The 14,974-nt window shown below is 54.6% G+C and carries 14 protein-coding genes; 4 read left to right on the forward strand and 10 right to left on the reverse strand.

From position 1 onward, the window contains the following. A partial coding sequence (locus C4520_02570) for a hypothetical protein (GenBank protein RJP25337.1) occupies nt 1–1,573 on the forward strand: 1,573 nt, incomplete at its 5' end. A 145-nt stretch (nt 1,574–1,718) separates the two neighbouring features. Here C4520_02570 and C4520_02575 read toward each other — a convergent pair. The 10 genes from C4520_02575 to C4520_02620 form a co-directional block, all read right to left on the reverse strand. Then, nucleotides 1,719–2,468: a DUF1614 domain-containing protein gene (locus C4520_02575; protein RJP25338.1), complete on the reverse strand. Its 750-nt coding sequence runs from the start codon at nt 2,466–2,468 to the stop codon at nt 1,719–1,721. A gap of 52 nt (nt 2,469–2,520) precedes the next feature. Beyond that, the gene (cbiQ, locus tag C4520_02580) at nt 2,521–3,270 is read right to left on the reverse strand and encodes a cobalt ECF transporter T component CbiQ (protein RJP25339.1); all 750 of its coding nucleotides are present in this window, start codon (nt 3,268–3,270) and stop codon (nt 2,521–2,523) included. Between the two features lies 1 nt (nt 3,271). Next, nucleotides 3,272–3,916 (reverse strand): hypothetical protein, encoded by a 645-nt coding sequence (locus C4520_02585; protein ID RJP25340.1) that lies wholly within the window; start codon nt 3,914–3,916, stop codon nt 3,272–3,274. After that, nucleotides 3,891–4,517 (reverse strand): cobalt transporter CbiM, encoded by a 627-nt coding sequence (gene cbiM / locus C4520_02590; protein ID RJP25341.1) that lies wholly within the window; start codon nt 4,515–4,517, stop codon nt 3,891–3,893. The genes C4520_02585 and cbiM overlap by 26 nt, the downstream gene beginning before the upstream one ends. 80 nt (nt 4,518–4,597) lie before the next feature. Further along, nucleotides 4,598–4,852, reverse strand: a complete 255-nt coding sequence (locus C4520_02595) for a hypothetical protein (GenBank protein RJP25342.1) — start codon at nt 4,850–4,852, stop codon at nt 4,598–4,600. 227 nt (nt 4,853–5,079) lie between these two features. Continuing rightward, on the reverse strand, nt 5,080–5,847 hold the full coding sequence (locus C4520_02600) for a DUF4198 domain-containing protein (protein ID RJP25343.1): 768 nt from the start codon (nt 5,845–5,847) through the stop codon (nt 5,080–5,082). Between the two features lie 544 nt (nt 5,848–6,391). After that, nucleotides 6,392–7,690, reverse strand: coding sequence for a hypothetical protein (locus tag C4520_02605; protein RJP25344.1), 1,299 nt, complete (start codon nt 7,688–7,690; stop codon nt 6,392–6,394). Between the two features lie 361 nt (nt 7,691–8,051). After that, a complete protein-coding gene (locus tag C4520_02610; protein RJP25345.1) occupies nt 8,052–8,240 on the reverse strand; it encodes a CooT family nickel-binding protein in 189 nt (62 codons plus the stop codon). Further along, nucleotides 8,233–8,658 carry a DUF3842 family protein gene (locus tag C4520_02615; GenBank protein RJP25346.1) on the reverse strand — a complete coding sequence of 142 codons (426 nt, stop codon included), beginning with the start codon at nt 8,656–8,658 and terminating at the stop codon, nt 8,233–8,235. The genes C4520_02610 and C4520_02615 overlap by 8 nt, the downstream gene beginning before the upstream one ends. After that, the gene (locus tag C4520_02620; GenBank protein RJP25347.1) at nt 8,655–9,017 is read right to left on the reverse strand and encodes a hypothetical protein; all 363 of its coding nucleotides are present in this window, start codon (nt 9,015–9,017) and stop codon (nt 8,655–8,657) included. The genes C4520_02615 and C4520_02620 overlap by 4 nt, the downstream gene beginning before the upstream one ends. A gap of 329 nt (nt 9,018–9,346) precedes the next feature. Here C4520_02620 and C4520_02625 point away from each other — a divergent pair, with 329 nt between their 5' ends. The 3 genes from C4520_02625 to C4520_02635 form a co-directional block, all read left to right on the forward strand. After that, nucleotides 9,347–10,840, forward strand: a complete 1,494-nt coding sequence (locus C4520_02625; protein ID RJP25348.1) for a GAF domain-containing protein — start codon at nt 9,347–9,349, stop codon at nt 10,838–10,840. Nucleotides 10,841–11,690: 850 nt separating this feature from the next. Beyond that, the gene (locus C4520_02630) at nt 11,691–13,385 is read left to right on the forward strand and encodes a prepilin-type N-terminal cleavage/methylation domain-containing protein (GenBank protein ID RJP25349.1); all 1,695 of its coding nucleotides are present in this window, start codon (nt 11,691–11,693) and stop codon (nt 13,383–13,385) included. Between the two features lie 956 nt (nt 13,386–14,341). After that, on the forward strand, nt 14,342–14,974 hold a 633-nt coding region (locus C4520_02635), incomplete at its 3' end, for a prepilin-type N-terminal cleavage/methylation domain-containing protein (GenBank protein RJP25350.1).

Below are 14,974 nucleotides of genomic sequence, written 5' to 3' on the forward strand. Positions count from 1 at the left end.
CTATACAGTCATACCCAGCCTCGCCGGTTATACCTTCATTCCCGCAAGCCGGAGTTATTCCCCGCTCGCTTCAGACCAGATAAATCAGGATTTTTCAGGGACATGGATTCCGCCCACCTACTCAATTTCGGGAACGGTCTCACTTGATACGGGCGATGTGACTCAAGTAACGCTTACTCTGAGCGGGAATGCGGCGGGGGTCACAAATCCCAATGCTGCCGGGTATTATCAATTTTCCGGATTACTTGCCGGAAATTATGTGGTTACACCTTTCTTTGCCGGGCATGCCTTCACTCCCACTGACCGTAGTTATTCACCGCTTGAGTCTGATCAGACAGACCAAGATTTTGTCAGTGACAGCCTTTCTCCAACGATAATGGAAGATTCGCTTTGCCCGCATGCGGGAGCTGGGATTGATGATGGTGCCTTGGTGCCGGCTGATACTTGCATCCGTGTTCGGTTACAGGATAGCACCGGAGTTTACTTTGAGGAGGTGGCGGAGGCCGTTCTTGCGGTAACGTGTCAAACACAGATCACCGCTTATGGGATATACTCTCCTGGCGAAGAGCCGTTGCCGGAAGATTTGATCATTGGTTCTATGTCATTCCAGGAAATAGAGCCGGGCAACCAAACCGATATATGGGCGATGTTTTGCCCTGATTTTGAAAATACATATGCCTCAGCTCTTTTATATGGGCTTGAAGTTCAAGTTACCGTAGATGCATGTGATGTTTTTGAGCATTCTATGACACCCTTTACTTTTTCATTTAAGGTTAGAGATGTTCCACCCGATTTGCCTGCGCAATTCACCGCTGTTGATGACGGTATACTTACTAGAACGTTGATTGAGGGGGAGATGGCCGGAACGAAGATGGTATATTCTGAGACTTTAATTCCAGAACCGTATTTTGGTTTGTCGGAGGAGATTCCGTCTTTGCCCTCTGAGACAGGAGGTTATGGACTTGCGCTCAACCTGAACCCATCAGGATTGGTTTTCGATGAATGTTTAACGATTCTTATTCCAGTTCCTGGAGAAACGAATCTCGAGAAATACGATATATGGCACTATGAGGAAACGACAGGCTGGTTAAGAGCGGAAGTGGGTGATGGATGGCTTGCTTCTCGAACCGATCATGCCACCGGTTTCCCTGATCCAACTATAGAAGTATGCGTGAATTATTTCTCGGGTTTGCAGCCGGCGACCGCTGCTGTTCCTACCGGCGGCGGTGGTGGTGGAGGAGGTGGCTGCTTTATTGCGACCGCGGCTTACGGTTCGAAAACGGGAGCCGATGTAATGGTTCTCAGGAGGTTCAGGGATAGGTATTTGCTGCCAAACAAACTCGGCCAGTTCGTTGTCAACTACTATTACAAGGTAAGTCCGCCGATTGCGGAATATATTTCCAGGCATGAAGCGATGAGATCGGCGACGCGAATTGTACTGAAGCCTGTAGTGTGGGAATGCAGTTTCATCGTTAATTCTCCTTCTCTCGCAGGCTTCGCAGTTGTTCTCTTGTGCGGCTTCGTGGTGAGTATTGGAGTGACAAGACGCATTTCTCGTAAAAACACTCTCTGATCTCTTGTGGTGCCCCCTCATCTGATTGATGGGTGAGGGGGGCATCTTTTTTAGAAAGCGGTCGGCAAGCCTTGGTGACAACAGCACAATTGAAAGTCCACAGGCGGATAGGCTGAGCCCGTGCCACCGGAAGCTTTACGGTGAATCAGATCGACACCAGCAGGACGGCGATGATGCTGGAGAAGAAGATGCCATCGAAGGTGCCGGCCCCGCCAATCGAGACGAATTCCGAGCCGAGCACGGCGATGTTGCCGAGGTTGAGGAGGTCGGCCCCGATCAGGGTTCCGAGGCTGCCGGAAATATACGCGATCTGCGGCGCCTCTTTTCGGCACAGCAGAATTGCGCATAGCGCTGCCGTGACCGGCGGAATGAATGCCGGAATCGTGATGCCGACGCCCGGCACCAATGTGGCGAAATAGAAGGAAAGCGCCGAGACGACGACGACCGCCAGAACTGCTCGGAGCACGTGGTCCATCTTCACGAGCAAAAAAATGGATACCAGCGTAGGTATGAGCGCTCCTCCGACATTGATCGCGACCGTGACGCCGTGCGCGGGCACGAATATCTCAAATCCATAGCTATTTATCTGGTTTTCGACCGTCGGAACGTGACCCGGCAATTCAAATAATGGAATATTGACGGCACTCCCGATAAAGGACAGCAGCAGCACGAGAAAAACATAGCGGTGGTTGATTCCGATCTTTTCAAATGCATAATGAATGACGTTGACTTCGATAAGGAGAAAAACGAGCAGAAGGAGCAGCGCGACCAGCACTCCGACGGACCCGTAAAACGGAAAATAGGGAACCATTCTGCGCTTTTTCTCCTTTATGAGGATGAGCACGGATGCCGCCGAAAGTTCATGGATTACCGGGTTCTCAATAAAGCGTGTCATGCAGGGTGGGGGAGCGCTATGAGGAAAAGAACTGATTGAAAAGCCGTTTTGGTTAGACCAATTGCAGATAAAGCAGAAGCATTAGCACAGCCGCCATTGAAGCCGCGAAAAGCATGTCCGCCCGCGAGCGCGGCCGCTCATCGAGGACGTAAAATCTTCCATCAAACCCGCGGCATAACATCGCCGCATGGATCGCCTGCGCTTTTTCATAGCTTACAATCAACAGCAATCCGATCAGGTGGGCATATGCCTTATATGTCCGCAGATTGTTTGTCGGTCGAAACCCGCGCATTGTCATGGCCGCCTTCATCCATCCGTACTCGCGCTCGATTTCCGAAAGATAGCGAAGCATGAAGAGCAATATCTGCACGATCTTGGCGGGCACGCGCAGGCGGTGCAGCCCGCGCGCGATCTCGGCCGGCCGATTCGTTGCAAGAAGCGCAATGCCGGCGGCTACGATCGCATTCGATTTGATTGTGAGGATGAGCGCAAGCGAAAATCCGTCGGGCGCGATGCCGACCGGCCCGAGTTGAATGGGCGCCGCGCCCGCGAGCCTGATCGGGAGCGTGAGCCACAAAAACAGCACGAAGAAATTCACTATCACCAGACGCCGCAGGAGCGGGCGGACGGGCAACTGCGCCTGCACGATCAGGACAAAGGCCGCGCATGCGGCCGAGGCCAGAGCGGGATGGCGGCTCAGCAGGGCCGTCACGACCGAAAATCCCGTCGCTGAAATGATCTTCACGCGCGGGTCGAGCCGGTGAATCCAGGACGAGCCGGCGGAAAAATCCTGTTCGAGCATATTACCCTTTTCGCCTGCTGCGCAGGTAGGCGATGAGCCCCATGATTCCGACGATGTAACCGATGCCGCCGATGATATCCACCAGACGCCTGCGGTCGCGCTCCGCCTCGAACGCCCGCCGCAACGGGGCCACCTGCCGCGCGACTGCGCGGTCTATCATCTGTTCGAAAGCGGTGAGGTCGGCAGTTTCCTCGATCGCCGGCATTTCTTCAGCCGCAGGCGATGGTTCGACTATTTCGGGTCCGCTCTCCGCCGTTTTTGCCATTTCTCCCTCTTTTGGAGGGAGCGGAATTCCCCATGCGGCGGGAAGATCGGCGGCAGGCAGCACGTATTCGGCCTGGTGGCCCATCGATGCGTTCAGCCTGATGAGAAGATCGGACCGCACCGGCGGCTTGAACCGGAAGCTGCCGTGCGCGTCCGTCTTTCCTTCAAGGAGTTTCTTCCCGTTCGCATCGAAAACTTCGATCGCCGAATCGGCGCATTTGCGGCCGTCCGCGAAGTACGTTTCCGCGATCACCTCGCCGCCTTCGACATAGGCGAAGACATTCACCTTATGCGCCCACGCCGGCGCCGGAACGGCCAGAATCGCCGGCAGCAGAACCGCGGCAATCAGGAGATTTCTATACACGGGTATGCGTTCGCTCATGGGGCGCCTCCAGGACTTCGATCTTTACCTTTTTCAGAAAGCCGACGACGAGCATGGTCAGTATTCCTTCAATAATCATGATCGGAACGTGCGCCAGCACAATGATACGGGCGGCCACAAGAAAGGAGTTCCCTGATAATAATAACGTAAATGCGACCAGAATGCCGCTCAATGCTATGGCCGCGGCTCCGGCAAGAAAGGATGCCGCCGCCGAGACCGCCGCCCGCTTTCCCCTTACGAGGCGGCCAAACAACAGATAGCAGACGACTGCGGGCAAAGCCAGATTGAACGTGTTGACACCGAGCGTGGTTAACCCGCCGAATTGAAAGACGATCGCCTGCAGAAAAAGCGCTGACAAAACAGCAGGGAATGCCGCCCATCCGAGCAGGATGCCGGTGAGCCCGTTGAGCACAAGATGCATGCTGGCGGGGCCGACCGGCACGTGAATCAGCGAGGCTACAAAGAAAGCGCTCGCGGTGATCGCGACCTGCGGAATGCGGTCGTAATCCATCTTCCGCAAGCCGCAGGCGACGCCGGCCGCGGTCAAGCCGGTGCCGGTTATCAATACAGGAGCTGTGAGAACGCCTTCCGAAATATGCATTCAATCACCTGACTTCTTATCTTGTATTCCGGACTCCGGATCGGAGTCTTTACCAGAGAGATTCTTCGTCGCGTTGCTCCTCAGTAACGACAATCCTGGGTGCCCGGCTGGAGGTCCGTGCGGTCGGGCACGTCCCGCCGTGCCCCTACATCCATGAAAGCTTGTCCCGGACCCGATCCGGGATCTGCGGGAATCCGCGGATATCGCGCCTTTCTGCGGATCTCCTGCGACACCGGCAACTCCACCAGGGTTACACCATGATTTTTTATCCGCAGATTACGCAGATTCTCACAGATTAAAGACCGACATTTCAACGACAAAAAATTCTTGAGCATTTGTCGTTTTCCTCTTCGTATCTTTTGGTCCCGAAGATTGTCATTTAGGCTTTTTCCGGAATCCGTGTAAACTTGTCCCGGACTCCGATCCGGGATCTGCGAAATCTGCGGATTAATAGTCTTTGTCTTTAATCCGTGTTAATCCGTGGTCCAATAATCTTTGTGGTTAATCCGCGAAAGCCGGGATCTGCGAAATCTGCGGATACATCTCTTGGATTTTATGAATCTCATTTCATGTCGCGGACATTGATCCACATGAGCCCGCCGACCTCGACCGGTACTTCCTCGCCGTCCGGGTTCTTCAGTTTGTGCTCGCTTTCGCTCAAGGCCGAGAATCCCCACCAGCCCGCGCGCGGCATCGCATAACTGAATACGCCGCCGGCGTCGGTCTTGATGACCTGCGTGATGAACGGATCGGCGGGCGGCTGCACCTTGCCGTCCTGATTGTAATATTCGACCTCGACCTCGGCAAACGGGAGCGGTACTCCATTTTTCTTCACAATTCCGCGGAACAGGTTGCCCGCCCACAGGCCGTACGGGCGCGTCAGCGGCACGATCTCCATTTCGTATCCGAGCTCCGCGTCCCAGCCTTCTTCGAGTCCAAGCGCGTTCACCACGACTTTCGTGTAATGAACGATCATCAGTCCTTCGGCCGGCTCCCAATACGGCGCGGGCTTCACATAGAAGACGTGGTCGCCGGGGCGTCGTATCGTATAGCTGGCCTGGAAGGCCGAGCGTCCTTTGCAGGGCGCGCCCTCGAGCGACTTCAGCAGGTCATGTTTCTTGCCGCCCGCGAAGACGCCGAATTCCGCCGGTTCGGCCATATCCATCGCTGTTCCTTCCATCGGATGAATGAACATGAGCCTGAGGCTCACCTCCTTGTTGTCAGCCGGAGAGACGATATCGGTGGACGGAACGAGCATCTGGAAATGACCGTATGCCGGCGCAGCAACTGAGAACAGCATCAGGAAAACGAATGGGGTGATCTTGTTCATTTGTCGGCTCCTTTTTGTGGAATGTTTTTCCTGGTTTCGGTAATAAGAGAGATTCTTCGTCGCCTTGCTCCTCAGAATGACAACCGCCAACTCCACAGGCTGGAAGCCTGTGCCACCATGCCTTTTCAAACGTCTTTCAGTTTTCCCAAAAAATTCGTCTAATTCAGTAATTCGTGGCCCAAAATGTTTTTCAGTTATTCGTCTCATTCGTGCTTCTTATTCGTGTTCCAATATGTTTGTCTTTAATCCGAGTTAATCTGCGAAATCTGCGGACTAACAGTCTTTGTCTTTAATCCGTGTTAATCCGTGGTCCAAACGTCTTTCAGCTTTTCCTCAAGAAATTCGTCTCATTCGTGCTTCTTATTCGTGTTCCAATATGTTTGTCTTTAATCCGAGTTAATCTGCGAAATCTGCGGACTAATAGTCTTTGTCTTTAATCCGTGTTAATCCGTGGTCCAATAATCTTTGTCTTAATCCGCGAAAGCTTCTCCCGGACCCGATCCGGGATCTGCGAAATCTGCCGATTCGCAGCCTTTGCCTTTCCTCAGAAATCCACCTGCGCGCGAGTGCCGAGGATAATGATGGTATCGTTGTCGTCGTTGCCGCCGGGGTTGGATATCAGCTGTATGTCGGGCGACAGACGCAGCCACTCGTTCAATGCAATCGAATAATACGCTTCCACGAGCGTTTCGGTGTCGTCGGGTTCCACGTCGTCATTGATAAGCGCCTGCGCCAATGCCACACCGGCGACGTCTCCTTCGCGTCCCCACTTCTGGCCGGCCAGTTCGAAGCCTGCGCTCCATGCTTTTTCGACTTCGTAAACATCATCATCCTCGAAACCGAACCTGAGAAAGGCCGTTAGGTAATCGGTGATCGCCTGATCGAAACTGATGCCGGCGCCCCATCCGTCATCGCTGTTCCCGGAACTGAAGTCGGGTTTGTCCGAGTGGTTGAGCCAGGCATAGAAGCGGTAGTTGCCAGGCCTCCCGAGCAGGAGCGGCTTGAAATGAAGCTGGGCAATGCCGAAGCCGTCGCGGTCGAGGTCTTCCCATTCGCTCTTGCCCCAGCCGGCGGCCATTTCGACCCAGTCGGCGGGATATGCGGTTGCGACGGCGCCGGGCCCATTATCCGGGAATTCGACCGCAATCGAATTCACCAGCGCCGAATTGAGGAACTCATATCGTTCGTCATTGGCGACTTCGTTCGTATCGAAGTAATTGGTCATATCGAGTTTGCCGGCGACCAGCGTGAGGCGCTCAGGGATGACAGAATGCTGATACCACGCTTCGCTGATTTCGAGGCGGCTCTCGGAGTCGAGCGCATCATCATTGACGTTGTGATAGAGAAGGGCGAGTTCATCGGTAAGACCCTCTCCCTGGCCCGCCTCAATCAGGATGAAGGCATGTCCGCGCTCTCCTATAGGGGATTCGATCTCGAAGTCGGCCGACCACGAGCCATCGATGGTGTCGCTCTTCTCTCCGCTGAGGTCCTCGGCGTCGATGCTTCCCTGCACGATACCGGTCAGCGCCGCCGCAACGCTCAAATCGCCCAACTGCTTCCCTATGTCGGCTCTTTCGTGCAACAGATGCTTGTCGATGTGCGGCGCCAGGCGGGCGGCGGTTTCGGGCGAATGCATCTGCTCCCTCATCTCTTCGATGAGTAGCTGCTGCTCCTTCATTTGCTCGGATTGTTGTTCGACAACCTGCTGCAACTCGATCACCATCTGTTTCAAGTCGCGCAGTTCCTGCTCGATTGGAACATCCTGCGCCGCCGCAGAGGTGGGCAGCGCCGTAACAAGCGCAGTTAAGAGGAGCGCTTGAATCTTGCGGCTCCACGTCGTCATATCGGTTCTCCTTCCGCTGTCATTTGCGATCTGGTTTCAGCTTCGCTCGCTCCGGGGACAGACACCGTTCTATGCCCTCAGGCATACTTGTTGCTCTGGGACAGGCACCATTCTACGAATTCAAAAAGACGTGAATTCCGTAAATGGAGCCAGTCCCCGTCGCATCCCGTAAATGGAGCCAGCCCCGTCGCCTGGACACGACTCCCGCAGGCATCATTTCGCGGTTTTCGGAAAGATATTCCGAAAAAAAATCACGAAGGCTGCACTGGCTTCGTGCCAGCGCAATTACCTTCGTGGTAAGGAATCGAAATGATGCTGTGTCGTCGCATCCGGGCCTTCGTGGCCCGGTTTTCGCGGATTCTCAGCTCTTCTCGAGAATGATCTTGTGGTCCATCAGGCGTATCTCTTTCAGCCGGGCATTGACTTTCTTCTGTTCACCGAAAACGCTGAGGAGATAGACGCTGTCGCCCTCGGGGCGGATGATATCCACGCTCTCGAGATACAACTGCTCTTTGCCGTCTTCTACAAAATAGGCGTTTGCTTCACACATTGGATGGTTCCCTTACAAGTGCACTGATGCGGCGGGCGAGTTCTTCGATCAGGTGAGGGATCGGCTCGTCCTTGAGTCCAACCAGTTCGATCTCGGCCGACTTGAGCGGCATCACGATCTTGCGACCCCGGCTCTGTACGAGGGCCTCCACCATTGCGGGGGTAATCTCACCCAGCATCGAGTGCGGTTGCAGGATCGCCAGCGCGCCCGTAATAACATCGAGGCGCGGCGCGGTCTGGCGGATCGCATTCTCGCCGGACGCGCCCTTGTTGGCGCCCGCTTTCATCATTGCGACGGTGGCGATGGCATTGGTGCCAAGGGCGATGATCTCGGTCTCTTCGGGAAGCGCCTTCCGTAGGCGCTCGACCACGTGTGCTCCGATCCCTCCGCCCTGTCCGTCCACCACGCCGACTATCACATCTGCACCTGTTCCTGATAAGACAGAGTTGCCACATCACAGCATAACAGAATCGCAAGAACGTAGTCAAGCGTTTGCGAAGGCGCATCCGCACGCTTGCGAAGAGCAAAGCGTTCGCATCCGCAGATTCCGCAGATTCTCGCAGATGAAAGACCGATTCCGCTGCAGCCCCCCTTTGGTAGGGCCGAATTCATTCGGCCGGTCTTGAATGTGCGAATAAATTCGCACCTACCATAGCGCGGTTGAACCCGAGAGTGGGGGTTTTGCAGCAGAATTAAAGACCGACATTTCAACGACAAAAGAAACCTCGAGCTTTTGTCGGTTTCCTCTTCGTATCTTTTGATCCTGAAGATTGTCATTTAGTCTTTTCTCGAATCCGCGAAAGCTTGTCCCGGACCCGATCCGGGATCTGCGGAAGAATCCTTTTCTTTACGACGTTTCTCGCCCGGGCGGCCACGCCGGCATGCCTCTAAATCCGCGAAAATCTGCGGAATCTGCGGATTAATAGTCTTCGTCTTTAATCCGCGTTAATCCGTGGTCCAATAATCTTCGTCTTTAATCCGCGGAATCAGCGGATGAAAAGGTCTTGGCTCATGCGTCAAAATGACCATCGGCTTGACTTTACCCAAGGATTTGTATACTATTCTTCTTAAAAGGTCTCATTTTGCTACAACGCGATCGAGGACCAATGCCTGCACCCGCTCAGTCGGACCGATATCACAAGCTTGTTGAAATCAGCAATCTGATTAATTCCACCATCGAAATAGATTCTCTTCTCGACCTTGTCATAGATACCGTTTCTTCCGCGTTGGATGCCGAAGGCTGCTCGCTCGTGTTGAGGCAGCCGGGCACGGATGAGCTTCAGTTTCGCCACGCCTCGGGCGCCGCGAAAGAGGAAGTAAAGAAGATTCGGCTGAAATTGGGCGAAGGCGTGGCGGGGCTGGTCGCGCTGGATGGCCGGCCGATACTGATACCCGATGCGCGCTCCGACAGCAGGGTGCGCCACGATATCTCTCGGAAGGTAGGCATGCCGGTTCGCAGCATGTTGTGCGCGCCGCTCTCGGTGGGGGGCAAGCTTGTCGGCTCGATCGAGGTGCTCAATCCCCGAAACAAACCCTCCTTTGATGAAGAAGATCTCAAGTTCTTGACCGCAGTCAGTGAATCCATTGCCATTTCAGTGCGCAACGCGCGCCTGTTCGACCTGGTGAGCTCCGAAAAGGAGGCGCTCAGCCGCGCGCTCGGGCTGCACCCCACAATCGTTGGCAACAGCGAGGCGATGCAATCCATCTTTGCGATGATCTATCGCATCATGCGCACCGACGTCACCGTGCTCATAACCGGCGAGACCGGCACCGGCAAGGGGCTTCTGGCGCGCTTCATTCATGAGAACAGCCCCCGCCGCCATCAGCTTATCGTGGAGGTCAATTGCGCGGCAATTCCGGAGACGCTCATCGAGTCGGAACTGTTCGGCCATGAGAAGGGCGCCTTCACCGGCGCCACGTATCAGCGCAAGGGAAAATTCGAGCTGGCCGATAACGGGACACTGTGTCTCGATGAGATCGGAGACCTCTCTCCGCGCGCGCAGGCAAAGCTGCTCAGGGCGATCGAGGAGCAGCAGTTCGAGCGAATCGGCAGCAACACCACCATCACGACCGACGTGCGCCTGATCGCCACCACCAACCGCGACCTCGCGCTAGCGGTCAAGGCCGGCGATTTTCGCGAAGACCTGTATTACCGCCTCAACCAGATTCAGATTCATCTCCCATCGTTGAAGGAGCGCCGCGAGGATATCATGCTGATCGTCGAGCACTACCTCGAACAGTACAGCCGCCAGTTCGATAAGAAGATCGCTTCCATTTCCGTGCCCGCCAAGAATTTTCTGCTCGACTACGACTGGCCCGGCAATGTGCGCGAGCTGAAAAACATGCTCAAGCGCGCTCTCCTGCTGTGTGACGAAGACGAGATCAAGTGCGAACATCTCCCCCTGTTGATTCAACCCGGAAGCGAGAAGGAAACGGTCGCGGGCGCGCAGATGTTTCCGAACCTGAACGACCTCGAAAAGACCCACATCATTGCAGCGCTGCAGCGGGCGGAAGGCGTAAAAAAGAAGGCGGCGGAAATGCTCGGCATCTCGCGCTCGACGCTCGACAGGAAAATTGAGGCGCACAAGATCGTGCTGTAGCAAGAGGATTCGCGATCCGCAGATTCCGAAATTAAAGACAAAGACTGTCAATCCGCAGATTCCGCAGATTTTCGCGGATGTAGGGGCGGCCCCGCGTGGCCGCCCGGGCGAGAAACGTCGTAAAGAAAAGGATCCTTTCCCAGATCCCGGATCGGAGTCCGGGACAAGTTTACACGGATTAAAGACAAAGATTATTGGACCACGGATTAACACGGATTAAAGACACGGATTAAAGACAACGACTATTAATCCGCAGATTTCGCAGATTCCCGCAGATTTTTATGGATGTAGGGGCGGTCCCGCGTGGCCGCCCGGGCGAGAAACGTCGCAAAGAAAAGGATCCTTCCGCAGATCCCGGATCGGGTCCGGGACAAGCTTTCACGGATGTAGGGGCACGGCGGGACGTGCCCTATCGCACAGGCTTCCAGCCCGTGCACCCGGGATTGTCATTCTGAGGAGCAGAGCGACGAAGAATCTCCATGGTCGAATTCATTCGGCCGGTTTGATCGATCTCCCCGGCCTGCAACGGGCTTGGACGAGCGGGATCCCCCTTTATAGTCGCAGCGGGCACAGATTGCCCTGAAAATTGTGAAAATGCACCGAAAAGTTGTAACAACTACAAATTACGCGCTGTTTTTCTGTGACGGCCCGGCCGAATTTTTATAACTGAAAAGATCGTTTTATTAGTTCAGGGCGCTCAGGCGTGATTGAATTCCCAAGGTTCTGAAATGAGTCAAGGCAGCCGCTCGGGTATGTCCAACACGATACACATCGAAACCCCAATCTTTGACAGAAGTTACGCATCAAATAGCGCCCGCGTTGCGCACGATAAGACACACCCTGCATACCGATGTCCCGAAACAGGTTCAACGAGCCCCAAAACGTGCGGCGGCCAGTCGTTCTAAAGCCTTGCAAATGTGCCAATTGCAGTTGGGAACCGGCAGTTCAATTCCGTATGCCTTATTGTGGCACAGTCTTTGCTCGAATAATAATGGCTGATTCCGGCCCACCAGGCAGGCAAAGCAGCCGGCTGAATTCAGGACGAAACGTAAGTGATGCCTACGAAATCAGTTGTGCGTGGAGGAGCGCGAGAAGATGCCGAAGGCGTTCACCGTTCGGCAACTGCGGAGGTGGGAAAATGCTGCCTTTTCCTGAGGTTTTTTCTGCCCCAAATCTTCTCCAGCACACGGCTTGGCGCACTTTTTCGATGAAAGGAGAGATACCGATGCCTCCTCGGCTCGCCGATGAACGAGGTTTTACCCTGACGGAACTGCTTGTGGTGGTTGGAATCATCGTGCTGTTGACCGCGATCGTGGTTCCTAACATCGTAGGACGGATCGATGCGGCGAAGATGCACGCAGCCGAGGATCAGATCGCGGAAATCGAGACCGCGCTCGCGGCCTACTACGCCGATTTCGGGACGTATCCGGGCGACGTGTTCCCGACCGAAGACAGGAACAACGACGGCGTTCTCGAACCCAGTGAAGACTCCAACTTCAATAACAGTCTTGATGCGGGTGAAGATAAGAACAGCAACTCTGTCCTTGACCTTTACGAGGATACCGGCGTCGATATCGATGGCGACGGCTACTACGATTATGCGTGCAATACGGACGGCACCGGCCGGTCCAACGGCCGGCTCGACCGCGGCGACGGCGTCATTAACATCGATGACCTCGAGTGGGCGCTGAAGACCACCGCGAAGAACGGTCCCTACATCAAGGAGATTCCGCTCGATCCCTGGGGCAACAGGTATGTCTATTACGCTCCATTGAGGCGGCCAACCTACAACTCGAATGACCTAAACGACAGGGGCGACGAAGACTATCTGTGGATTGATCCTGCGAATAACGATAGTCCACCCACTCTGAATGATCGAACGTTGTGCAGCGAGGATATTAACGGGAACGGCAGGCTGGATACCGGCGAAGACGTCGGTATCGCGGTTTACGATGTGAATACAGGCGTTGCGACTGTCTACGTGAGAACTGCGGCCACGCCCGGTGGCGTGCCTGCGTTCACCTCGATGCGCGCTGGCTCCGGCAACGGCATCCTCGATCACGGCGACGACGACAACAAGAACAACAATATCGAGACGTATATCGATATGGCCACGCCGGAGGCGCCCAATCACATCGAGCTCGGCAATGCGGATATCTCGCCCGACGGCCTCGCGCGCAATATCGGCTACTACATCTACTCCATCGGAAGAGACAAGCGGGACCAGACCGCGACCGGATACGAGGATATAGAGTTGAACGGCATGATTAACGGCGTGCTTGATATCGATCCGTCAACCACATTTGATGAAGACCTCGACGCGGACGGCTCGCTCGATTGCGGGTATGAGGACGTCGGCCTCGACGGTATCCCCGGCACGAAGGACCAGGGAGAGGATGACGGCGAGCTGACCGTCGGCACCGGCGGCGATACGCGCGACGAAGACTTCGACGGCGACAGCGAACTCGACGGTCAAGACAACGACGATATCAATAGCTGGAACAAGAAGAGGCCGTGGCGCAGCCATTCGAATTACGGCGGATGATGAAAAGAAGCACGTACGATCCGCAGATTTCACAGATTTTCACGTATGTAGGGGCGGCCCCGCGTGGCCGCCCGGACGAGAAAAGTCGCAAAGAAAAGGATCCTTTTGCAGATTTTTACGGATTAAAGACAAAGACTATTAATCCGCAGATTTCGCAGATTAACTCGGATTAAAGACAAAAATATTGGAACACAAAACGCACGAATAAGAAGCACGAATGAGACGAATAACTGAAAAAACCTTTTGGACCACGAATTACACGAATGAGACGAATTTTTTGGGAAAACTGAGGAAAACGACAAATGCTCAAGAATTTTTTTGTCGTTGAAATGTCGGTCTTTAATCTGTGAGAATCTGCGTAATCTGCGGATAAAAAATCATGGTGTGACCCTGGTGGAGTTGCCGGTGTCGCAGGAGATCCGCAGAAAGGCGCGATATCCGCGGATTCTCGCAGATCCCGGATCGGGTCCGGGAGAAGCTTTCATGGATGTAGGGGCACGGCGGGCCGTGCCCGAAGACGGATTCCCGCTTGCGCGGGAATGACAAAGAGAGGGTCTTATCCCTCTCCCTGAGGGAGAGGGTTTGGGTGAGGGGGTTCCCCATGTGGGCGCCGCAGATGAAAAACAGGTTTTCATTATGGGTCGATAATGATTGAAGGGATTGGAAAGAGCCCTTTCCCCGGGTAAACACCGGGTCCGGGCGAGTAGGCGCTTCAGGCGCCTCCGAGCCGGACCCGGTGTATTATTAAAAAAGAATACGCAAAAACAATAGATCCGCAGATTCCGCAGATTAACGCAGATTAGAATGAATGGAAATCTTCGGGGGCAAGAGATATAAGAATCGAACCAGAAGGGGCCTAAGACTCTTTTTGTCGCTGAAAGTTTGTTTCTTAATCTGAGAAAATCTGCGTAATCTGCGGATAGAGACTTAACCGAATCTGTGGCTGGCGAGGGAAAATGAAGCGGCAGGGGTACACGCTGGTTGAGATGCTGGTCGTTCTGGCGATCATCGCGCTCATGATGGTCATTGTGGTTCCCCGTTTTGCCGTTTCGCAGAAGGGGGAGGGCCTCAAGGGGGCCGCGAACGAGCTCGGCTCAATGTTACGAACCGCCCGCCGCATCGCAATCACGAAGCGCCAGGTCCGCGCGCTCGCCCTCGATATCTATTCGATTCCGGCTGAATTCATGATCATGAGATGGGATGAAGATCCTGATCCCACCAAGTCCACATGGATTCAGGATGAGGGGACGGAAACGCATAGGTTCACCGATGAAAATGTCGCGGTTGTGGCGGTAACGACGCGAAACTGGGGCGGCGGCTCAAGTCTGGATATCACGCGAACGGATGATATGAATCCTTTCGACGGCGCTGAGGAGCTTTGCACCGGGACACCACCCTACTTCGATTCCAATGAAAGGTTATTCAATCCACAAATTAATGCTTCGGGAGCCCCGGCTTACGGCAATAGCCACGTGAATGTGGTTTACCACCTCATCAAGTTCCAGCCGACCGGCACGGCCGACGAGGCGCTCATCTATCTGTGGAATATTGAAGAGAATCGGCGCGAGATACCCACCGCCGAATACGCA

It is taken from the genome of Candidatus Abyssobacteria bacterium SURF_5, assembly GCA_003598085.1.
Classification (GTDB): Bacteria; Abyssobacteria; SURF-5; order SURF-5; family SURF-5; genus SURF-5.

Coding starts and splice junctions, on each gene's coding strand:
- C4520_02575 (RJP25338.1), bottom strand. CDS start 2,468: ATGACACGCTTTATTGAGAACCCGGTAATCCATGAACTTTCGGCGGCA.
- cbiQ (RJP25339.1), bottom strand. CDS start 3,270: ATGCTCGAACAGGATTTTTCCGCCGGCTCGTCCTGGATTCACCGGCTC.
- C4520_02585 (RJP25340.1), bottom strand. CDS start 3,916: ATGAGCGAACGCATACCCGTGTATAGAAATCTCCTGATTGCCGCGGTT.
- cbiM (RJP25341.1), bottom strand. CDS start 4,517: ATGCATATTTCGGAAGGCGTTCTCACAGCTCCTGTATTGATAACCGGC.
- C4520_02595 (RJP25342.1), bottom strand. CDS start 4,852: ATGCTCAAGAATTTTTTGTCGTTGAAATGTCGGTCTTTAATCTGTGAG.
- C4520_02600 (RJP25343.1), bottom strand. CDS start 5,847: ATGAACAAGATCACCCCATTCGTTTTCCTGATGCTGTTCTCAGTTGCT.
- C4520_02605 (RJP25344.1), bottom strand. CDS start 7,690: ATGACGACGTGGAGCCGCAAGATTCAAGCGCTCCTCTTAACTGCGCTT.
- C4520_02610 (RJP25345.1), bottom strand. CDS start 8,240: ATGTGTGAAGCAAACGCCTATTTTGTAGAAGACGGCAAAGAGCAGTTG.
- C4520_02620 (RJP25347.1), bottom strand. CDS start 9,017: ATGACAATCTTCAGGATCAAAAGATACGAAGAGGAAACCGACAAAAGC.
- C4520_02625 (RJP25348.1), top strand. CDS start 9,347: ATGCCTGCACCCGCTCAGTCGGACCGATATCACAAGCTTGTTGAAATC.
- C4520_02630 (RJP25349.1), top strand. CDS start 11,691: ATGTCCCGAAACAGGTTCAACGAGCCCCAAAACGTGCGGCGGCCAGTC.